The organism is Paenibacillus sp. FSL P2-0089 (genome assembly GCF_038595095.1).
Lineage (GTDB): Bacteria > Bacillota > Bacilli > Paenibacillales > Paenibacillaceae > Paenibacillus_AQ > Paenibacillus_AQ silagei.
Window position 1 is genome coordinate 6,954,018 of record NZ_CP152006.1, and the last position, 21,901, is coordinate 6,975,918.

General features: G+C 56.0%; 15 protein-coding genes and 1 riboswitch. Of the genes, 5 read left to right on the forward strand and 10 right to left on the reverse strand.

Annotated features, from left to right (window positions below):
• Window position 1 precedes the first annotated feature (1 nt).
• From NST69_RS29560 to NST69_RS29590, 7 genes are read right to left on the reverse strand one after another with little or no spacing between them, the layout of a single operon-like run.
• A complete protein-coding gene (locus tag NST69_RS29560) occupies window positions 2-1,639 on the reverse strand; it encodes a PucR family transcriptional regulator ligand-binding domain-containing protein (protein ID WP_342547862.1) in 1,638 nt (545 codons plus the stop codon).
• A gap of 16 nt (window positions 1,640-1,655) precedes the next feature.
• Window positions 1,656-2,084, reverse strand: a complete 429-nt coding sequence (locus tag NST69_RS29565) for a cupin domain-containing protein (RefSeq protein WP_036728136.1) — start codon at window positions 2,082-2,084, stop codon at window positions 1,656-1,658.
• 56 nt (window positions 2,085-2,140) lie between these two features.
• Window positions 2,141-3,211: a ring-opening amidohydrolase gene (locus NST69_RS29570; protein ID WP_342547863.1), complete on the reverse strand. Its 1,071-nt coding sequence runs from the start codon at window positions 3,209-3,211 to the stop codon at window positions 2,141-2,143.
• Window positions 3,208-3,960: an ABC transporter permease gene (locus tag NST69_RS29575; protein ID WP_036728133.1), complete on the reverse strand. Its 753-nt coding sequence runs from the start codon at window positions 3,958-3,960 to the stop codon at window positions 3,208-3,210. Before NST69_RS29575 ends, NST69_RS29570 begins: the two co-directional genes overlap by 4 nt.
• The gene (locus tag NST69_RS29580; RefSeq protein WP_342547864.1) at window positions 3,957-4,766 is read right to left on the reverse strand and encodes an ABC transporter ATP-binding protein; all 810 of its coding nucleotides are present in this window, start codon (window positions 4,764-4,766) and stop codon (window positions 3,957-3,959) included. The genes NST69_RS29575 and NST69_RS29580 overlap by 4 nt, the downstream gene beginning before the upstream one ends.
• A 14-nt stretch (window positions 4,767-4,780) precedes the next feature.
• Window positions 4,781-5,794, reverse strand: a complete 1,014-nt coding sequence (locus NST69_RS29585; protein WP_036728127.1) for an ABC transporter substrate-binding protein — start codon at window positions 5,792-5,794, stop codon at window positions 4,781-4,783.
• Window positions 5,795-5,819: 25 nt separating this feature from the next.
• The gene (locus NST69_RS29590) at window positions 5,820-6,503 is read right to left on the reverse strand and encodes an isochorismatase family cysteine hydrolase (protein ID WP_342547867.1); all 684 of its coding nucleotides are present in this window, start codon (window positions 6,501-6,503) and stop codon (window positions 5,820-5,822) included.
• A 504-nt stretch (window positions 6,504-7,007) separates the two neighbouring features.
• Window positions 7,008-7,100: riboswitch (cyclic di-GMP riboswitch) on the forward strand.
• A 107-nt stretch (window positions 7,101-7,207) separates the two neighbouring features.
• On the opposite strand from NST69_RS29590, the gene NST69_RS29595 reads away from it, so the two are divergent.
• Together NST69_RS29595 and NST69_RS29600 are read left to right on the forward strand one after the other, a co-directional pair.
• Window positions 7,208-8,827, forward strand: coding sequence for a flagellar assembly protein A (locus NST69_RS29595; RefSeq protein WP_342547868.1), 1,620 nt, complete (start codon window positions 7,208-7,210; stop codon window positions 8,825-8,827).
• Between the two features lie 30 nt (window positions 8,828-8,857).
• Window positions 8,858-9,832 (forward strand): aldo/keto reductase, encoded by a 975-nt coding sequence (locus NST69_RS29600; protein ID WP_342547869.1) that lies wholly within the window; start codon window positions 8,858-8,860, stop codon window positions 9,830-9,832.
• A 97-nt stretch (window positions 9,833-9,929) separates the two neighbouring features.
• Here NST69_RS29600 and hcp read toward each other — a convergent pair whose 3' ends face one another.
• On the reverse strand, window positions 9,930-11,582 hold the full coding sequence (gene hcp, locus NST69_RS29605; RefSeq protein WP_342547870.1) for a hydroxylamine reductase: 1,653 nt from the start codon (window positions 11,580-11,582) through the stop codon (window positions 9,930-9,932).
• A gap of 132 nt (window positions 11,583-11,714) precedes the next feature.
• Between hcp and NST69_RS29610 the strand changes: the two genes are divergently transcribed.
• Both NST69_RS29610 and NST69_RS29615 read left to right on the forward strand, forming a co-directional pair.
• On the forward strand, window positions 11,715-12,419 hold the full coding sequence (locus NST69_RS29610) for a Crp/Fnr family transcriptional regulator (RefSeq protein ID WP_342547871.1): 705 nt from the start codon (window positions 11,715-11,717) through the stop codon (window positions 12,417-12,419).
• A gap of 30 nt (window positions 12,420-12,449) precedes the next feature.
• Window positions 12,450-13,841, forward strand: a complete 1,392-nt coding sequence (locus tag NST69_RS29615) for an aldehyde dehydrogenase (RefSeq protein WP_342547873.1) — start codon at window positions 12,450-12,452, stop codon at window positions 13,839-13,841.
• A gap of 82 nt (window positions 13,842-13,923) precedes the next feature.
• On the opposite strand, the gene NST69_RS29620 is transcribed toward NST69_RS29615, so the two are convergent.
• Window positions 13,924-16,887, reverse strand: coding sequence for an ABC transporter substrate binding protein (locus tag NST69_RS29620; RefSeq protein WP_342547875.1), 2,964 nt, complete (start codon window positions 16,885-16,887; stop codon window positions 13,924-13,926).
• A 217-nt stretch (window positions 16,888-17,104) separates the two neighbouring features.
• Between NST69_RS29620 and NST69_RS29625 the strand changes: the two genes are divergently transcribed.
• Window positions 17,105-18,082 carry a LacI family DNA-binding transcriptional regulator gene (locus NST69_RS29625; protein WP_342547876.1) on the forward strand — a complete coding sequence of 326 codons (978 nt, stop codon included), beginning with the start codon at window positions 17,105-17,107 and terminating at the stop codon, window positions 18,080-18,082.
• Window positions 18,083-18,805: 723 nt separating this feature from the next.
• On the opposite strand, the gene pgmB is transcribed toward NST69_RS29625, so the two are convergent.
• Window positions 18,806-21,895, reverse strand: coding sequence for a beta-phosphoglucomutase (gene pgmB, locus NST69_RS29630; RefSeq protein WP_342547877.1), 3,090 nt, complete (start codon window positions 21,893-21,895; stop codon window positions 18,806-18,808).
• Window positions 21,896-21,901 lie beyond the last annotated feature (6 nt).

A 21,901-nucleotide genomic window follows, 5' to 3' on the forward strand; every position in this document is an offset into this window, starting at 1 on the left:
TTCATCTCCTTCTCTGCGTATCGGTGCCGGACCTGCGGCCCTTGCCCATCTCATGCAGCTTCAGCGCAAGCTGCAGCTCCAGCATATCGTCACCGTCATCCTGGCTTAATCCCAGCAGCTCACAGGCCCGGTCGATCCGGTAGGTGACCGTATTATAATGAGTGAACAGCTCGCCGGAGGTCCGCTTGACGTTGCGGTTGCATTTGAAATACAGCTGGAGCGTCTGGAGCAGCGAAGCATTATGCTTGCGGTCGTGCTCCAGCAGCGGAGCAATATACTGATCCCTGTACTCGGTGATCTCCTCCAGCTCGGGCAGATGGTACAGCAGCCGGAAGACACCCAGCTTCCGGTAATCGACATAAGACCCGCTGTAGCCGCTGATTTGGCGGATGCGGGCGATTTTGCGGGAGGATTCATAGCTGAACCGCACCTGATCAGGGCCGTCCGCAAGATCGCCAATACAGAAGGCGCAGCTCCCGCTGACAACTATCCGGTTCATTTCGGCCAGCAGACGACCCAGCGTCTCCTCCAGCGGAAGCTCCGGCTGCTCCGGCACGGTCAGCACCAGCTCCCCTTCAAGGATGGTGAGCTTCACATGCTGAAGGTCTGCCCGGGCACGCACCCGCTTCACTACCTGCTGCAGCTGCTTAAGCTCCGGCTTATCCTCCAGCCATCCGATGGTTACAGCACGCAGCGGACGCTCCGGTAGCGGACAGCCGCAGGCTGCGCCACGCAGCTTCAGATCCTCGGCAGCGGCAATCCGGCCGCTGATCCAGTCCTGCAGGAACTGGTCCACATACTTCAGCTCCACCTCGCGGCGGGCCCCGGCATTGATCATCTCCAGTCCGACCAGTACACCGACCCGGTCAATCGTTAACTGATCCACTACCGATAGCTCGCTGTTCCACTCCAGCAGCACCAGCAGACATTGCTCTGCTCCCTTGTCATTGACAGCCGAGACATAAGCTCGGATACGCCGTTCTCCAACTGTGAGGAATGTAATGCCGAGACTGCCTTCCTGGCGAAGCTGTATCCAGGCCGGAAGCTGCTCCTCCAGCTGTAGCGCATCCGCCTGCGGAGAACAGAAGACCTGATCGGTATCATCCAGCAGGACGACCGGATTATGCAGCATCCCGTCCAGCGTCAGCAGGAAATCCTCAATCCCGTCGCCATGGAGAAGCTGCTTCGACAGCTTCTGGAACCGGCTCTGCAGCTGCGAGAGCTCCCGCGCCTCCTGCACCAGCACCCGCTCCATAATGTCGCGGACCACATCGGAGAAGGAGGTGGAGGCGGGCAGCTCGAAGATCGGGAAGCCCAGCTGATCCGCGAGTTCCAACGCCCTCGGCGGAATCTCATCGATATAACGTTTGGTTTTGATCCCGAGCGCGGACACTCCCTTCTGGTTCAGCTGGGGAATAATCTCGGCGATCAGCTCCGGCCGGTTATGAAAGGGGAAGCCGCTTGTAATCAGGAACTCTCCCGGACGGACCCAGTCAATGACATCGGGAACCTCCATTACATTGACCCGGTTAATATAACGTCCAAGGCCCCCGGCCCCAGCCAGCAGGGCCGCTTCCTTCAGGTCGGGAATCAGCAGGATATCGCTGCAGGTCAAACCGGTAATTACATTGCTGCCCATGGCTCCGCCGCCTTTACTATAGCTTGGAAGAATAGATATCCTCGATTAGTGTAGTGCCGAAGAAGCTGTTGGATGGCACCTCCGCCTCCGCCGGTACAAAAATACTGATCTGCTCCGAAGGAGAATCCCCTGTATTCCTGACAGAATGGACTACGCCCGCAGGCACATGGAACGTATCTCCGGCCCGGTAGCTGTACCACTCCCCGTCACATAGCAGCTTGACCTCTCCTACGGTAATATGAATGATTTCGACTACATCATGATAATGCGGCAAGACTTGGCCGCCGATCCCCAGCTTCTCCCACAGAATCGAGCTCATGCGGATGCCCAGGCGGTCCGCCTCCGTTGCCGAGACAATCTCCCGGTGATACAGCTCTATGTGATTCGGCATAAGCTCCCATGTCATATCTGCTGCTGCCAGCACTTTCGTTTCCTGTGTATGCATATTCGATTCCCCCATGATGGATAGTGATAATACATTGCTCCTGTCAAAAAGCTCTGCTACCTGCGGCGGAACACAGCCGCCACCGGTCCTCCGCCCTTCGGCCCCTGATGCTCGCCTCCGCCGGAGACGTAGATCATCGGGTCGCCGCCGACATAGGCCAGCACACCGCCGACTACAGCCCGCGCATGGCGGGTATGATTGATATCCGAGTCATCCAGCATGATATGGCGGCGTCCGCGGATGATGCCATCGGGATCGGCTTCCGCCTTGGCCAGCACCTGCACCAGCTCTTCACCGGGATAACGGTCCAGCAGGCCCTGAAGCGCAGCGCCATCCACAGCATCCTGCATCACGGCATGGTCGATGTGGTACGGGCCGTCCGCAGACAGTGAGTTCCCGAACACAATCACTTCGCAGCAGGACAGCTCACTGCCCGCCGAAGTGGAGGCTACCGCGCTGAATTGAGTCCAGTCCGTGCAGATCTCTTCTTCCTGCAAGGCCGCACGATCCACCTCACCCAGCGCTACCCCGGCACCCAGTGCAGAAGCTCCTCTGGAATAGCCCATCGATTTATAAGTATCCTCTGTGACGAGCGAACCCTCACGGCTGTGTGCCTCATAGATCTGCTCAGCGGTAAGCAGCGGACATTTGATCTGTACAAAATGTACATCCTCCGGTGAGGTGATGCCCGCATCCATGACCGCACGGGCCACGGCATCCGCCACGGCGTCCACCTGAGGGAGCCGTCCCAGTTCCTCCGTCCGGAAGCTCCGGGTTCTGGCGACTCCAATGGCGAGTGACTTCAGGCCATCAGTGACCACACCCGGCTCCTTCTGCCCGCTGCGGCTGATAACCGTGAAGTGCGGGCTGAGCACCCCTTCCGTACCGCCGGACATCACATAAGAGATGTCGGCAGCTCCTCCTTTTGCCGCTTCAGCAAAGAATCCTTTCAAGGCCATCACAGCATAACCCCGTGTAAAATCATTCACACAGCCGTTTCCCTCCGTCTTCCCCAGCACTGCGACCACTTCCTCCGGCCGGAACAGGCCTGCTTCCACCGCTGCGCTTAATCCCGACATATCATGCGGCGCGCCTGCCGGGATTCGAATGACCGAGCAGTTCATCATAGATCATCGCTCCTTGTCCAGAAAATAACCCGTTTCTCCAGCAGCCCGATACACCAGAACAGCAGCAGGCCGCACAGCGCCGAAGCAATAATGGCCGAGAACATCACCGGCGTATCCATATGATAGGAAGAGACAAGCACTACATAACCGAGTCCCTTATTGGCTCCGACAAATTCGCCGACTATGGCACCGACTATCGCGAGCGAGGTGGAGATTTTGAGGGCAGAGAAGATATAAGGCAGACTCGTCGGCAGGCGCAGCTTCCAAAAGATTTCGCTCTTCGTCCCTTTATAGGTGGAGAACAGCTCCCAGGCTTCGTATTCAATCGCCTTAAGACCCTTGACGCTGTTCACCAGAATCGGGAAAAAACAGATCAGCATCGAAGCGATTACCTTCGAGGTATACCCGGTCCCCAGCCAGACGACCAGCAGCGGGGCCAGCGCCACCAGCGGTGTAGTCTTAAGGGCGATAGCCAGCGGGAACATCCCTTTCTCAATCGGCTTGGAATGAACAAAAATCACTGCGGTAGCCAGGCCGAGGATATTGGCGAGAATGAACCCGGTCAGCGCTTCGCCCAGCGTAACCAGCGTATGCGACCACAGCGAGCCATTGATAGCCGAGACTACCTGCGTAGGCGCAGGCAGAAGATACATCGGAACCGACAGGAGACGTACAGCCAACTCCCACAGCAGCAGGAAGCCGAGCGCAAACGTGACCGGGTACAGGGTGTCTTTGATTTTGACCGTCATAGATGCTTCACCCGCTTTCTCAGTTCCTTGACAATCCGGTGGAATTCCGGCAGCTCCTCCATGCCCGCCTCACGCGGGGAGGGCAGCGTCACCGGAATGATATCCGTCACACCGGCAGGCCGGGGAGACATCATCACGACCCGGTCCGACAGCAGCGCGGATTCATGGATCGAATGGGTGACCATCACAATGCTGCTTAGACTGGTCTCCGGGCTCTCCCACAGCCGCAGCAGCTCGAAATTAAGCTTCTCGCGTGTCAGCTCATCCAGCGCGCCGAACGGCTCATCCATCAGCAGCACCGTCGGATCGGCCGCCAGCGCCCGGGCAATCGCTGCCCGCTGCTGCATCCCGCCGCTGAGCTGATGCGGGAAGTGGTTCAGATAATCCTGGAGGCCGACCAGGCGCAGTGCACTTTCTGCTTTTTCACGTGCCTCGGCTTTGCTGAACTTCTTCTTCTCGCCCAGCTCCAGCGGCAGCATGACATTCTGTAAGGCGCTGAGCCACGGCATCAGGACCGGCTTCTGAAAGACCATGCCCAGGGACAGATCAGGCGAGGAATAGGCAACCTCCCCGCCTGCTTCCGGGCTTAACAGCCGCAGCATCAGCCGCAGTGTCGTGGATTTCCCGCAGCCGCTCGGTCCGAGAATCGAAATGAACTCATTGCGGTATACATCAAGACTGACCTGATTCAGCACAGGCACGTTGCCGAAGGACAGAGAGCAATTGCGCAGGGAGAGCATGGTTTCCCGGGTACCGGGATGCTGCGCGGCGGCAGCATCCAGCTGTTCTTTGATCGCTGTTGTCATTGTCGGTCCCCTCCTTATTTCAAAAACTCGTTGGTGAACAATCCGCCGATGTCCTGTTCCTTTTTCACAAATCCCAGCTCGACCAGATTCTTCTGCAATGTCTCCCAAGATGCCTCGTCCATTGAGCCCAGCGGGAGCTTCTCCGGATCCAGCAGCGGAATGCTGGCCTTCATCATATTGACCTCATGCTTCAGATCCAGCTTCTCGCCATACTTCAGACCGAATTCCGCCGCTTCCTCTGGATGCTTTACTGCATAATCCCAGCCCTGCATAGAGGCCTGTACGAAGCTGGCGACCATCTCCGGGTCCTTCTTGATGATAGACTCCGTAGTGAACAAGGTATCGGCATAGAAATTGATGCCATAGTCGTTCGGGTCGATAATATTCACTTCCTTGCCCTGCTCCTCTACAGCCAGCACTTCATTAATGACATATCCGGGCCAGGCCTTGACCTGACCGGTTAACAGCGGACTCAGATCATATTTGACCGGCATCTCTTCGATTTGCGAAGGGTCGATACCCGCGCTTTTCTCCATGGCACGGAAGGTCAGCTCTTCATTGCCGCCCAGTTTAATGCCCACCTTTTGCCCGACCAGATCCTCCATAGTCTTGATCCCGGACTCTTTGAGCGTGAACATGACGAACGGGGTTTTGCGGTAGATCGCGGACAACGCTTTGACCGGGACGCCTTTCTCTCTGGCGATGACGATCTGGTCGGCACCGGTAACTCCGAACTCCTCACTGCCGGAAGCTACCATCTGCACAGCCGGGAAATCCGAGCCCCCCGGGCGGATCTCAACATCCAGCCCCGCTTCTTTATAGAAGCCTTTTTCCACTGCGGTATAAAAGCCGGCAAACTGCGCCTGGTGAATCCACTTCAGCCGGAGCACCACCTTTTTCAGCTCGCCCGAGCCTTCCGCTCCCTGGCCTTCAGCCTTCCCGGCTTCCGTATTGTTACCGCAGGCGGTCAGGAGCAGCATTAGCGAGGTTAACAGCATCAGCGCTTTTGTTCTGGACTTGTTCCACATGGTTATTCCCCCGTTTATAAATGATTTAGTATTGCTCCAGCGCCTTCAGCACCGCTTGTGAATCACTTACACTGCCGAACACTCCGCCCTGCATTTGAACCATACTCAGCGCCGCCAGGTGATTCGCTTCATCCGTCGCTCCTGTACAATCTGCAAGGATCAGACACTCGTACCCGCGGTCATTGGCTTCCCTCATCGTGGTGTGTACACAGACATCGGTAGTAATACCGGTCAGAATCAGATGGGTAATTCCTTTATTCTTCAGGATCAGGTCCAGGTCTGTTGCGTAAAAGCTCCCTTTGCCCGGCTTGTCTATAATGTACTCTCCGTGGGCAGGCGCCAGCTCATCAATGATCTGCCAGCCGCGCTCCCCCCGCACGAGGATTCGTCCCGCCGGTCCTTCGGAGCCGATCTCGGCCCCGATCTGGCGGCTGCGCCACCGCTTGTTCGCCGGCAGATCCGACAGATCCGGCTTATGCCCCTCGCGGGTATGGATCACGGTGAAGCCTTCGATGTCCCGGATACGGGCCAGCAGCCGCTGAATGGGCTGGATCGCCCTCGCTGTTAATGAGAGGTCATAACCCATTCTCTCGACGTAACCGCCCTTGCCGCAAAAATCCGTCTGCATGTCGATAATCATCAGCGCTGTCTTCGCCGGGTCCACAGCCCCGTTATAAGGCCAGATGTAAGGTGTTGCTGCAATCTGCATGGTTTATGCTCCTCTCCTGATGTCGCCATCTCTATTAATGTTACATTAGTTAACATTAATTCGCGTTTCCTTGGTATGAGTTAGATTATATTACAATGAATTTGCGATGTCTTCGGTTTTATTACGAAATAATACACTGAATGTTTGTGTTTATTTACATAGTTAACATACACATAACATTAACACTCGCAAAATCGCTTATCAAAAAAGAACACTCCGAGTCTTACCAAGCCCAGGGTGTCCCAACAGTTGAATGCTCATACTTTCCTCCCCCTGCCTCTTCCATAAGCTGTAAGCGCTGGGAAACCAGTTTTTTTGTCGAAATAGAGCTGCATATTTCGAGTTTTTTGATAAATAGGCATAATATAGTTGAAAAATAGCTCTTTAAGTACTAGAATTAAGCTTGTTTGCAGAAGTTAATGACGCGTAAGAACTATTTATGACTCTTTTTGTCGATTACAGTCGACCATAACTCCCACCTCTACAGGATGTATATCATTGATCTATTTCTAAAGGCAAACTCCCCGAAAGGGCAGGACGCAAAGCTATGGGCCTAAGAACGCCGGAATCTGCGTTTACGGTTGCCAGGCTGCCAATAGAGACCACTTAAGCCAGCTATTCAGGAGGGAAAGCCTCCCAGGCTTGATGATGTTCTTTTTCTGTACGAATTGCCATTGATCATACGAAAAAGTGAGGTTACAACCATGCCGCAGCAGGATATCGAACCAAGCCGATATGAATTCGTAGAGTCCCTGATGCTCGAACGTAAAGGTCTCCTGGATTCATTCTCTGTGGAGGGCCGAGCTTCTGACGGGACAACTGGAGATAAGAATGGAATTATCCTCGTGCAGGACAACCAGATATTCATTACTCCCCCGCTCCCCGGAGGTGCTCCCGCCCGCATTTCTGCGGTCCACCCTGTTGTCCTGAAGATCAACTGGAAGACCGTTACAGAGCCGACCGAGGTGACCAGAGCGGATTATATCACTTGGGAGATCTGTGAGAAGCCGCAATATGAAATTACCGTATCGCCTGACAAGCTCAAGGTCCACTTCACTTTATACCGTGCAGAGAAGTACGCCTGGAATCTGGTCAACTGCCCCGCCGCCTTCGAAGCGGTCGTCCGTGCCCAGCCCAATCCGGCGATGCTGCTGTCCACGCTCACCATAGAACAGATTATCGCCTCACTGGACAACCGTTTTATTCTGCGCAACCTGAACATTCCCGCCCTGTACGCGGAGCTGGAGAACCCTACATATCTCCCCGTATGCATCGCTGAAGGCAGAGCCCCGCTGCCCGGCAAGGAAGCCCGGCTGGAATTCCTGCTGCCTGAGCATACACTGGAGGGGAACCGGATGCTTCAGGGACAGGGAGCCCGGGGTCAGAAGCCTGCGGAACCCTTGGAGTATCTCCGTTTCCCGGGAGCCCCCTTTGCCTTTGCAGGCGAAGTCTTCGCCCGCAAGCTGCCGCCGGAAGAAGGCATTCCCGGCCTCGACACAGACGGAAGGGTCCTGCCCCCTCCCCCGCCGCAGGATATCTACTTTGCTGCCGGTAATCATGCCAAGCTCCTTCCCTGTGGCAATATCGTAGCCCGGCACACCGGCAGGCCCCGTATCTGCGGAGGAAGCGGCAGCGTCCGGATATGTGACTTCCCTCCGGTCAGTCTTCTGGCCAGAGAGATGACAGATCCTGCGGGCGATGTTATGTTCGCAGGTGACATCATTGTACCGGGAGATCTGGAAGGACCTGTACGAATTGAAGCCCTCGGGAATGTGTACGTCTATGGCGATATCCGCCAATCTACAATTATAGCCACCGGCAGTATTTACGTTAGCGGCCAGGTCACCGGCAGCGGCCTGTACGCCGGACACGCCGGGGTAATGCAGCATCGTCTGCACAGCCTCGCATGCCTGCTGCGGACAGAGACGGACGGACTGCTTGAGGCAGCGCGCCAGCTGGCCAAGAATGTGGAATCCCGCCAGCAATCCGTGAATTACGGCCTGGTAGTCATGCTGCTGCTGGAGGATAAATACAGCCACTTGGGCAGCCTGATCCGTGATCTTCAGGCTGCGCTAAGCCGTATGAACGGGGCGTTCGGCTCCGGCACGGACCAGCTCTGGCAGATGCTTGAGGTATTCGCCCATCCGGGACAATTCACCGGGTACATCACGGACAGTGTCCTAAGCCGCTTCTCCAGGCTGCTGCTTAAGCTGGGTGAGGAGATTGAGCTGCTCCAGGAGGAGCATGCGGTGATTAATCTCGCCCGGTCACAGGACAGCCGCCTGGAGTCCGGCGGCAAGCTGCTTGTGCGTGATTCCTGCTAAGACTACTACTATATAAGGAGAAGTGAGAGCGTGCGATATAACCGTCTGGGCAATAGCGGCCTGCAGGTGTCCGCCCTGGGTCTTGGAACCAATTCCTTCGGCAAACGGGCAGATCAGGAGACCTCGGTCCGCATTCTGCACACCGCTATGGATCAGGGCATCAATTTCATCGATACCGCCAATATCTATGCCGGATCTGAATCGGAGCGGATCATCGGCCTTGCGCTGGAAGGCAAACGCCATAACGCAGTGCTGGCGACCAAAGCCGGATTGCCGAAGCATGAGGGACCCGGCGGCAGCGGCTCTTCGCGCCATCATCTGATGCAGGAGCTGGAGGGCAGCCTGCGCCGGCTGAAGACCGACCATGTGGATCTGTATCAGATTCACACCTTCGATCCCTACACACCGCTGGAGGAAACGCTGCGTACTCTGGATGATCTGATCTCCGCAGGCAAGGTGCGCTATATCGGAGCCTCCAATTATGCCGCCTGGGAGCTGATGAAGGCGCTTGGAATCAGCGAAGCCCGGCACTTCGCGAAATACATCTCTATCCAGTGCAGCTATTCGCTGGCTGACCGCACGCCCGAAGCGGAGCTGCTTCCGCTATGCCTGGATCAGGGTCTGGGCATCATCCCATACTTCCCTCTGGCGGGCGGCATTCTTACCGGCAAATATACTGGCAGCAGCAAAGCCCCTGCCGGCTCCAGAGCAGAGACAGATCCGAACTTCCGACGCTTCCTTACCCCGGAGCGCATCTCGCTCGGGGAGCAGGTTCAGGACATTGCGGAGCGACTGGGCACCTCACCTGCAGCTCTATCCCTGGCTTGGCTGATGAACCGGCCCGCCGTCTCCACGGTGATTGTCGGTGCAACTACAGTAGAGCAGGTACAACATAATCTGCAGAGTCTCTCCGCTTCACCGGATGAGGGAATACTTGAGCAGCTTGACCAGGCCAGCGCCGCCTTCCGCACCGGCGAGCCGTTTGCAGTCTACCGGCTGCCGTAAGCGCTGACGGTGACGTTCATATCCATACACAAAAGCGAGCCCCCGTATACGGAGACTCGCTTTTGTGTATTTTGGCTAATGCTGAAGCTGTATTGCATTATACCGCAGCAATGAACCGCTCCATGTCTTCCTGTACCGTAGTAATACCGCCGATGCCGAAGGTATCTACCAGAACCTTAGCTACATTAGGCGACAGGAAGGCCGGAAGTGTAGGACCCAGATGAATGTTCTTCACGCCCAGATGCAGCAGCGCCAGCAGTACAATCACCGCTTTTTGCTCATACCAGGCAATGTTATAGGAGATCGGAAGATCGTTGATATCTGCAAGACCGAACACTTCCTTCAGCTTAAGCGCTATGACCACAAGGGAATAAGAGTCATTGCACTGGCCGGCATCAAGTACACGGGGAATTCCGCCGATATCGCCAAGCGCCAGCTTGTTATATTTGTATTTGGCACAGCCTGCGGTAAGGATCACCGTGTCACTCGGCAGCTCTGCCGCGAAATCGGTGTAATAATTCCGGCTCTTCATCCGTCCGTCGCACCCAGCCATGACGAAGAATTGCTTGATGGCGCCGCTCTCTACTGCTCCAACCACCTGATCCGCGACATTCATTACAGCCGCATGCGCGAAGCCGCCGATAATCTCGCCTGTCTCAATCTCCACCGGAGCGCTGCAGCTCTTGGCCTGCTCAATCAGCGCCGAGAAATCCTTCTCTCCGTCCGCGCCTGCCGCGATATGCTGAATTCCCGGATACCCGGTGTTGCCTGTCGTGTACAGCCGGTCTTTGTAGCTGTCCTTCGGCGGCACAATACAGTTCGTAGTCATCAGAATCGGACCATTGAAGCTGGCAAATTCCTCATTCTGCTTCCACCATGCATTGCCGTAGTTGCCTACGAAGTGGCTATACTTCTTGAAGGCCGGATAGTAGTGGGCCGGCAGCATCTCACTGTGCGTATACACATCCACTCCAGTACCCTCGGTCTGCTTCAACAGCGCCTCCATATCCTTGAGGTCATGACCGCTGATCAGAATACCAGGGTTCGTACCTACTCCAATATTGACTGTGGTGATCTCCGGATTGCCGTAGGCTGCGGTGTTCGCACGGTCAAGCAGCGCCATCACATCCACGCCGAACTTGCCGCATTCCAGCACCAGCGCTGTCAGCTCACCGCCGCTCAGATTGTTATCCAATGCAGCTGCCAAGCCTTTTTCCATAAAAGCATGTGCTCCTGCTTCGTAGAAGCCCAATACCGCGGCATGCTCCATGTAAGCAGCCATTCCCTTCAGGCCATAGGTCAGCAGCTCGCGCAAAGAGCGGATATCCTCATGTTCTGTAGCTAGCACACCTACCGTTGCCGCCTTGTCCATCAGCTCTTCATCGGTCACTGCATTCCAGTTCGCCGCGTCATGCTCCGACAAATAGGCCATCACTCCGGCATCAGCCACTCTGCTGTGCCACAGATCCCGCAGGGCCAGTCCTTCCCGGATCTTCGCAGTGAAGTATTCCGGCACAAAGTTAGCATTGGTAATGGTAGCGAACAAGCTCTCTATCATAAATTTCTCCGTCACCGGATCAGTAATCCCCAGCTCACGCCCGTTGCGCGCGAAGATGGCAATACCCTTAAGTGTATACACCAGAAGATCCTGCAGATTTGCTACCTCACTGGTCTTACCGCACACCCCCTGAATCGTACAACCCGTCCCCTTAGCTGCCTCCTGACACTGGAAACAAAACATTTCGCTCATTACCTGGATCACTCCTTATCATTAATGGAATCGCTCTGTGCCTCGCCTTTACAGTTACCAATAATTGTAGTAGACTTTCGTCTATCAATCGGTAACGAATGTTACCAATTACAACACATCGGGAGGAAAAGTATGAGACCGGAGCCTGCTTCGCTGCAAGCCTGCCTGCTATTTCGCGGAAAGTCCGCAGATGAGATCGAACAGCTGCTGCATACACTGGCTTACTCTGTAAGTTCCTACCATAAGAATGCGATTATTCTGGCAGAGGGTGATCCGGCGGACCGGCTTGGTATTCTGCTCTCCGGCCGCATTGAGGTGCAGAAGACACACCCTACCGGCAGCAGTGTAACCATCGCCCACCTGAAGGAAGGGCAGACCATAGGCGAAGCTGTATTATTCCGCAGGAATAACACCGTGCCCGCCACCGTCACAGCCACTGGCCCCTGCAAGGTGATGTTCATCAGCAAGCAGGAGCTGCTGAGATTATTCGCGGCCGACACCGATATCCTCACCCGCTTCATCGAGAATCTGTCCGAGCGGCTGGTGCTCGTGAACCGGAAGATCGAGAACCTGTCCGCCGGGCCGCTGCGCCGCCGTATCGTAGACTTCCTGCTGGAGCAGGGAGAGCAGCAGGAGTCCGATCGGCTGAAGCTCCCCTTCAGCCGGAAGGAATGGGCCGAGCATATGAATACAGCCCGCCCCTCCTTGTCGCGGGAGCTGGGATTCCTGCGCGACCAGGGCTGGATCGAATTCAAGGGCAATGAAATCACCCTGCTGAACCGGAGCCGGATGCATGATTACATCCAGACTCTGCCCTCTTCGGCAGGCAATCTATAAGAACCGCAAATAACCAAGGAGGATACAAGCATGCCACCATACACTGCACAACAGATCGACCGGCTGCTGGCTGAGCATAGACAATGGTTCGCCAGCGGAGTCACGAGAACCCCCGGCTTCCGGCTGGAGCAGCTTCAGAAGCTGAAGGATGCCATCTCACGCAATGAAGCCCGGATTATCGCTGCACTGAACCAGGATCTGCATAAAAGCGAATTCGAGGCTTACGCCACAGAGATCGGATTCACGCTGGACAGCATCGGCTATATGATGAAGCATCTACGGCGCTGGATGAAGCCGGTGAAGGTAGGCTCACCGCTGCACCTGTTCCCGGCACGGAGCAGAATCATAGCCGAGCCTTACGGGACGGTGCTAATTATCGGGCCGTTCAACTACCCGTTCCAGCTGCTGATCGAGCCGTTAATCGGCGCCATTGCCGCCGGGAACTGCGCCGTACTGAAGCCCTCCGAGAGCACGCCCGCTACCTCCGCTGTCATTGAGGACATGATCCGGGAGACCTTTGATCCCGCCTATATCCGGGTAGTACAGGGTGAGAAGGAAACGACGAATCTGCTGATTCATGCGGCGTTCGATTATATTTTTTTCACCGGGAGTGTGCCTGTCGGCAGAATTGTCATGGAAGCGGCGGCGAAGAACCTGGTACCCGTCACCCTTGAGCTGGGCGGCAAAAGCCCTGTAATCGTAGACCGGAGCGCCGACCTGGAGACTGCAGCGAAGCGGATTGTCTGGGGGAAGCTGATCAATGTGGGACAGACCTGTATTGCGCCTGATTATCTACTGGTCCATAGGGAGGTAGCAGCCGAGCTGATTGAGCGGATGAAGCGCTGCGTCACTGATTTCTATGGCACAGACATCCGGCAGAACACAGACTACGGACGGATCGTGAATGAACGCCAGCTGCGGCGGATCGGGGAGATGCTGGAGCGGGACCGCGATAAGCTGATTCTGGGCGGGACGGTCATTCCCGAGGAGCTATATATCGAGCCGTCTCTGATCTATCCGGCTGCCTGGAGTGACGCTTCCATGGAGGATGAGATCTTCGGGCCTGTGCTGCCGATTATGGAGTATACCCGGCTGGAGGAGGCCATCCAGAGCATCAACGCCCGTCCGAAGCCGCTCGCTCTCTATCTGTTCACCCGCGATAAGCAGGTGGAGCAACAGGTGATGACCGAGGTGTCCTTCGGCGGCGGCTGCATCAACGATACCATTTCCCATGTAGCCAGCACCCGGCTGCCGTTCGGCGGTGTCGGGAACTCCGGGATCGGCGGCTACCACGGCAAATACAGCTTCGACCTCTTCTCCCATCACAAAAGCATTGTTAAGCGAGGCACCCGTCTGGACCTCGGCATTGTCTACCCGCCCTACGGCAGCAAGGTCAAGCTGGCGCGGAAGCTGCTGAAATAGCGCCGGGGCAGGAGCAGCAGGGAAACCTCTTTTATATAGAAGGAAGGTTTCCTTTGTGGTGTAGTATGGATTGATCCTCACCTCAACCCGCAATCCGCCCAGCCACCCAGCCCGCGACCTCTTTCTCCGGAATAGGCTTGCTGATATAGTAGCCCTGAATCTTGTCACAGCGGGTCCGCTCCAGAAAAGCAAGCTGCTCCGGGGTCTCAACCCCTTCAGCCGTAACGTTCAGTCCCATATCATGGCCGATGGTGACGATGGAGCTGGCCAGCGACCTATTGTTCGGGGTATCGATGCTGTCGATGAAGGACTTGTCGATCTTCAGGGTAGTAATCGGGAGCTGCTTCAGATAGCTGAGTGAGGAATAGCCCGTTCCGAAGTCATCCAGCGCAATCCCAATGCCCCTCTCCTTGAGCGCCTCCAGCTTGGAGCTGATCGCCTCGAAGGATTCCATGAAGATGGATTCTGTAATCTCCAGCTCAAGATACTCCGGCGCAAGCCCGGTATCCTCCAGCACGCTCAGCACCATCTCCGTGAAGTCATCCAGCATAAGCTGAATGACCGAGATATTAACCGAGATATGATAGCCCTCATAGCCCTGATTCTGCAGATCCTTGGTGAACCGGCAGGCGGCGCGCAGCACCCACTCCCCTATGGGGACGATCAGGCGGCAGTCCTCGGCAATGCGGATGAAGGATAAGGGGGAGACGAAGCCGAGCACCGGGCTGTTCCAGCGGATCAGCGCCTCGAAGCCCCAGAGCTCGCCGGAGCCGGTATCCACCAGCGGCTGGTAATGCAGCGACAGCTCATTATTGGAGACCGCGCTTCTTAAGTGATTCTCAATAATCATCCGTTCGTCAAAATACTGCTGCATCTCCTGCCCGTAGATCATATAGCTGCCCTTGCCCACTTCTTTGGCCTTGTACATGGCAATGTCGGCATTCTTCAGGAGTTCCTCTGCACTCTTCCCGTTCTCCGGGTATTGGGCAATCCCGATACTGGCCGTGATATGCACCACACTCGCATGAAGCTGGAACGGCTCCATGAAGCCCTGTACCAGGGAATCCGCATAGCGGATCACCTCCCCTGCCTCCGCCACATCCTTGAACAGAATCACAAACTCATCGCCGCCGAAGCGGAAATGCTTACTGCGCCCGTCAGAGCGGCTAAGCAGCCGTTCCCCGACCTGCACCAGCAGCTCATCCCCGAAGGTATGGCCCATGGAGTCATTAATGTACTTGAAGTTATCGAGATCCAGGAAGAACAGCGCCGCATGGCCGCCGGAATGCTCTTCAATGAACCGCTCCAGCTCCTCGGATAACGACAGCCGGTTCGGCAGACCGCTAAGCACGTCATTATAAGCCAGCAGCCGGTATTTCTCCTCACTGGTCTGCAGCAGCGCCTGATTCTCCACCACCTTGTTATACTGCTCCAGCAGCTCATCCTGCAGGGCAGTCAGCTCCTCATAGGTCGATTCCAGCTCCTGATAGCTCGTCTGCAGCTTACTCTCATAACCCTTGCGGTCCGTGACATCCACCATTGACCCGGCAAACCGGATATATCCGCCGCCCGCATTACGCAGCACCTTGCCCCGGGCCTGAAACCACCTGTATTCGCCTGCCTTGCTCCGCATCCGGTATTCAGCGTAGTAGTAAGAAGAACGACCCTCCAGATGCTGGATACGCAGCCGGTTCTCCTGCTCGGCATCCTCCGGATGGAGAATATCCCGCCAGCCGCCGCGGCTCTCATTCAGCTCATCCCGGGCATATCCTAGCACCTCATACCAGCTGTCCGAGAAATAATAGATCATCGTAGACATATCAACGTCCCAGATTACCGCATCCGAGCCGTAGGTTGCCAGGCTGAAGCGTTCATTGCTTTTTTCCAGGTTGCTCCTAATCCTTCTGACCAGCTGCACATAGAATAACAACACCAGAATGAAGGTTACCAGCACTGCAAAGGCAGCCACGATGCTCAGCACCAGCACCTTGTACGTCTGATAGAAGGAGAACGGCTCGTTAATCACTTCGCTGCCCTTCGGCAGCTTATCCGGTGATATCTTGAACCGCTGCAGCTCATTGTAATCAAACACCTTGCGTACATTACTGTCGGTCACCACCGGGATATCCCCGGCACGCTCCCCCTTCAGGATACGCAGCGCCAGATCGGCCGCCGTCTGCCCCTGCATTCTGCCGCTGATCAGGCTCCCGCCGAAGGCGCCATGATTCAATGCAAAATCATAGATATGATACACCGGAACACTGCTGCTCTTGCCCAGCTCGCTTGCGAACCTGTCGAACTCCACAATTCTTCCGGTAGAGTCACTATAATATGTAGTCATCAGCACAATACTGTCCGGGGACAGCGCCGATGCCGTAGCTTTGATCTGTTCCATTGACATGCGGTTCATCGGGAACAGCGCAAGCCCCGGATTCAAGGAGCTAATCTGATCCATCACCATCCGGCCGGTCGACAGCCCGCTCTCCGAATTATCGAAGACGACATACACCTTTTTCAGCGAAGGGTTAAGGTCCATGGCCATGCGGATGGTGGGCGCCGCATCGATTTTCTCAATAACGCCTGTCATGTTGCGCTTATCCGGTAGGCTGTCCACCCCCAGCTCGTTGACCCCGCTGAAAATAATCGGAGCATCGTTCAGAAGCTCATGGCGATACTTCATCGCGAAGCTCAGCGCCGCATCGTCCGTTGTGATGATCGTATGAATAGGGATGTTCTGATACTTGAATCGGATGGTTTCGTAGAAATGTTCGAGGTTCCCCTGCGTGGGATACCTTTTCCAGTCCATATATTCAGTGTAAATGACGGGGGGATTAGCTGTGCCCTTGAGACGTTCCTCTATTCCGGTACTTTGGTCATCGGTCCAGGCAAAGCCCTTCTGATAGGAATGCAGCACCAGCACGTTCCGGGCGGGAAGCTCCCCGGCTGCGGCGTATGCGGCTCCTGCCGGGCCTGTTGTACACAGGAAGATCAGTAGAGGCAAGAGCAAGCTTCTTAACAACCTGAGATGAATATGATCTACACTCATTCGCACACTCCCGTTCATCTATCTCATAATCGGAATCTGACAAGTAGAAGGATCTATAGCATGGGGCTTAAATACGAGGACTGCTTTGATACAATTATAGGGGGAAAAGGTGTTTTTAGAAACAACAAAAAGCGACAGCAGCCGTCCATATTGGACAGAGCCGACCGCTCACGTTAGAATGAATCTGCAGTTGATTGCTCAGACAGGAGGCCTGGCCATGCCGACCATCAAAGACGTTGCGCTGAGGGCTGGCGTATCGGCGACCACCGTATCCCGGGTACTGAACAACAGGGGTTACTTAAGCGAGGAATTGAAGCACAAGGTGCACCAGGCGATGGAGGAGCTGAATTACCGGCCGAACGAACTGGCCCGCTCCCTTAGCCGCTTGAAATCCAACATCATCGGACTGATTATTCCGCATGTGTCTTTGCCTTTTTTTGGCGAATTGACCAGTCATATTGAAGAACATGCCTACCGGGAAGGCTATAAGCTGCTGCTCTGCAATTCGTGGCAGGACAAGCAGAAGGAACAGGAATACATCCACATGCTGCGCGCAAGCCGGGTAGACGGCATTATTATGGGCAGTCATACGCTGGAGGTTGATGCCTACCGGCAGATGAATCTGCCGCTGGTGACGTTCGACCGGCAGATCTCACCGGATATCCCTTATGTCTGCTCGGATAATTACGAGGGAGGCAAGCTGGCTACCACTCTTCTGATTCAAAAGGGCTGCCGGCACCTCGCCCATATCGGCGGGCATCCCAAGCTGAATATCTTATCCCATCTGCGGTGTGTGGCGTTCGAGGATATGGCGAAGCAGCACAATCTGGAGTATGTCACCCTCCATACCGACAACAACAGCTTCGACTTCGAAGCTTACGAGCAGCTGCTCGGGCAGCTCTTTGCGGAGCATCCTGAGGTGGACGGGATTTTTGCGGGCAGCGATATCATCGCCGCCTATGCCCTGAAGGCCTGCCGCACCAGAGGACGGCGCGTCCCGGAGGATGTGAAGATCGTCGGCTATGACGGCATCGCGCTCCGCAGCCTGCTCGACCCGCCGATCACCACCATCCGCCAGCCAATGGAAGCGATCGGCAAGCTGGCCGTGGACCTGATCCTGCAGCAGGTGCAGGGCCAGAGCGTAGCCGCTGCGCACATTCTGCCTGTGGAGCTGGAGGAGGGGGCTACTACCTGAGGGAGCTACAACCCGGAAAGGCTGCCACTTAAAGTAGGCGGGGGCTGAGGGTTTGCTGGCTGTACCCGATAAAGGCGCGAGTGGTGAGGTACTTAACTGTATTCCGTACAACTAAATCATCCGATGTGCCGCCGAAAATCCACTTAGCTGTATTTCGTACAACTAAAATTCCAGCTGTGGCTGGTTATCACCCTTTTGGGCAAATTTAGTTGTACAGACTACACTTAGAAGAGGAAATCCTGCCATTTTACGGTTTTTAATTGTACAGAATACATCTATCAACGAAAGTTCGCTTCGAACTAAACTCCAACCATCGCCGCATTTATGAATGTATTCACTTCTTTAGAGCTCATGCCCTGCTAGCCAAAAAGCCTCTGCATACCTGCAGAGGCTTTTTAAAAATCTCATAGTAAATGGTGTGTAATTATGAAGACAGCAACTTTTGAGTAAATACGTTCTATTTCTCGTCATCATATTGTATTCAGTTTTTCGCATACATTGGACCCGCTCACCTTCGCGCCACCAATTGTATTCAGTTTTCCGCATACATTCGGCCCACTAGCCCTCGCGCCACCAATTGTATTCGGTTTTTCGCTTACATTTGGCCCGCACACCTTCGCGTCACCAATTGTGTTCGGTTTTCGGCATACATCCTGCCACGCGCCTGCTCCCTTACTATACGGACAACAAAGTCGCTGCCCGATGCCCCCCCTCCGCCAGCGGCTAACGCGCGAACAGCTTAAGCAGCTTCCCGGCGTCCAGCTCCGCCGTAGTGGGCAGCACCAGGTCGGCCGCGCCAAGCTGCCCGGCCGACCCAATACCTACAGCCTTCATGCCCGCCGCCCGGATCGCGGCCACGCCTGCGGCTGCATCCTCCACGCCGATGCAGTTGCCCGGCGGAACACCCAGCCGCTCTGCCGCCTGCAGGAAGATCTCCGGATCGGGCTTGCCCTTCCGGAGCGCAGCCGGGTCGGCAACGGCCTGGAACCACCGGGCTGCGCCGAGGCGCTCCAGAATGAGCGGCGCATTCAGGCTGGCCGAGGCCAGCCCCACGGAGATTCCCCGCTCGCGCAGGGAATCGAGCAGCTCCCGGATCCCCGGCAGGAGGTCCGCCGGGGTGATACGGCCGATCATCTGCCGGTAATGATCGTTCTTCTTCTCCGCCAGCCGGAGCTTCCCGGCTTCAGGCAGCTTCGCAAGGGCGCTGCCCTCCAGCACGATCTCCAGCGACTCTATCCGGCTGACGCCCTTCAGCCGTTCATTCTTTTCCCGGCTGAAGGGTATACCCAGCTCATCTGCAAGGGCCTGCCAGGCAAGATAATGAGCTTCGGCGGAATCCGTAATCACGCCGTCGAGATCGAAGATTACGGCCTCCAGCCGCTGCGCCAGCGACATCCTCACCGGCTCCTGCGGAAGCAACTGCAGCGCCTGCTTCTTATGCCTGATCTCAAGCGCCGTCCCCTCCAGCAGCGTATACACTACCGCCTCACGTTCAACGAAGATATCCAGCAGCTGACCGCCTACTGTAACCTTGAAGCGGTAGCTCTCCCACTGCTCCGGCAGGACAGGGGCAAAACCCAGTTCTCCCTGAGACAGCCGCATGCCGCTGAAGCCGTTCACAATCGACATCCAGGACCCGGCCATCGCTGCCATATGCAGCCCGTCCTTGGCATTGTAGTTGATATCGTCCAGATCCATCCGTACCGTGCGGCTGAAATAACGGTATGCCCCGGCCAGATCGCCGATCTCCGCAGACATAATACTGTGGATGCAAGGAGACAGCGAGGAGTCATGCGTCGTCAGCGGCTCATAATAATGGTAGTTGCGCAGCTTATCCGCCAGGCTGAACTTGTTCCCAAGCAGGAACAGAGCCATTACCAGATCGGCTTGCTTCAGCACCTGATGACGGTAGATCACCAGCGGGTGGTAGTGAAGCAGCAGCGGATACTTATCCGCAGGCGTATGCTCGAAATCCCATCTTTGCTTACTCAGAAAGGTATCATCCTGGGCATAGATCCCGAGCTGCTCTTCAAAAGGAATAAACATCCGTGCTGCGGCCTCTCTCCAGCCCTCTGCCTCTTCGGGAGTTAACCCGATCGCCTGCCGCAGCCGTTCGTAATCCGCGTGATAGTCCCGCTGAAGCAGCAGAGCCGTCTCATAGGCATACTGAAGCTGATCCTGCACCATGAGGTTGGTGTAAGCATTGTTATTCACAATCGCCGTGTATTCATCCGGCCCTGTTACTGCATCGATGCAGAAGGCCCCTCCGCGCGCGGGGTTATAGTGGCCCAGATCGGCCCAGAACCTTGAGGTCTCGAACAGCATCTCCGCACCCCGGCTAACCAGAAATTCCATATCGCCTGTGGCCTGGATATATTGCTTCAGGCCGTAGGCAATGTCCGCATTGATATGCGCCTGGGCAGTGCCTGCGGGGAAGTAGGCGGAGTTCTCCTCGCCGTCAATGGTCCGCCACGGGTACAGCGCCCCCTTCTGCGACATGACCGCTGCCCGCTCTCTGGCCTTGCCGAGCGTAGCATAACGGAATTCCAGCAGCGCACGGGCGATCTCCGGCTGCGTGAAGGTGAAGAACGGCAGCATGTACATCTCCGTATCCCAGAAATAATGCCCCTCATAGCCTTCGCCGGTCAGGCCCTTGGCTCCGATATTCGTTGCTCCGTCCCGGCCCACGGATTGCAGCAGCTGATAAGCATTGAAGCGGATGCCCTGCTGGAGTGCAGGATCACCGCTAATCTCAACATCCGCATGTGCCCAGAAGCTGTCCAGATACGCCTGCTGCTCCCCGGCCAGACCGGCGAAGCCCAGCTCCTTGGCCAGCGCCAAGACTTCAGCACTCCGGCCGGGCAGCTCCTCCTCCCCGTAATCTCTGGAGGTATGATACGTTATATATTTGGTTAGCATCACCGTCTCTCCGCTGCGGACAGCAGCGGCGTAACAGACGGAGATGCGCTGCCCGATCAATTGGTGGCTCATCTCGCGCCCGGACTTCGCCTGCAGCGCATGGCTGACAGCGGTCAGCAGCGCGAATCTTGTATGCCGGGTCCGCTGCCTCATCCACAGATCCCCGGTGACTTCGTCATATCCGGTATCCTCCAGCAGCAGGCGGGATTCGCCGCCGCCCGCCCCCAGCCTCGGGTCACCGGTAACCTCAGGCCGGGCAATCTCGCCGTCCACCGCAGAATCGAACTTCAGTGTCCCGGAGAAATTCAGCGCCGTCACCGCATAGTCGATAGCGGCCAGATGCTTATGCGTCAAGGCAACCATCCTGCGGATCACCAGCAGTACCCGGTGCCCGGCTGGAGATTCCCACTCCAGCTCCCGGTGTAGCATACCGCTGCGCATATCCAGCCGGCGCTTATACCGGTGCAGTTTCCCCTGATCCAGCCGGAACTCATGGCCTTCGATGCTGAGCCGGATGATACGGGCATCGCTGACATTCAGCATGGCCTGGTTGCGGGAGGGGTACCCGAAGGCCCCCTCAGGATAGACCACCGGCTCAGAATCAAAGAAGCCGTTCAGATAATTTCCGGCTACCGAAGCCCCCGCCTTGCCGTGATAGCCTTCCTCGAAATTCCCGCGCATACCGATATAGCCGTTGCCTAGTGCAAAGACACTCTCGCTCCGCTGATTGTATTCATCCTCATAGTGTTCCTCTTCGATACTCCACTCCCTGTAAGGGTACAAGGCGGGAGGATGCTCACAAGACTTCATCTTTATTTTCATCTTCGTACTTATCTCCGTACTCATCTCCGTACTTATCTCCATACTTATCTCCGTATTTGTCTCCGGTCTCATCTTCGT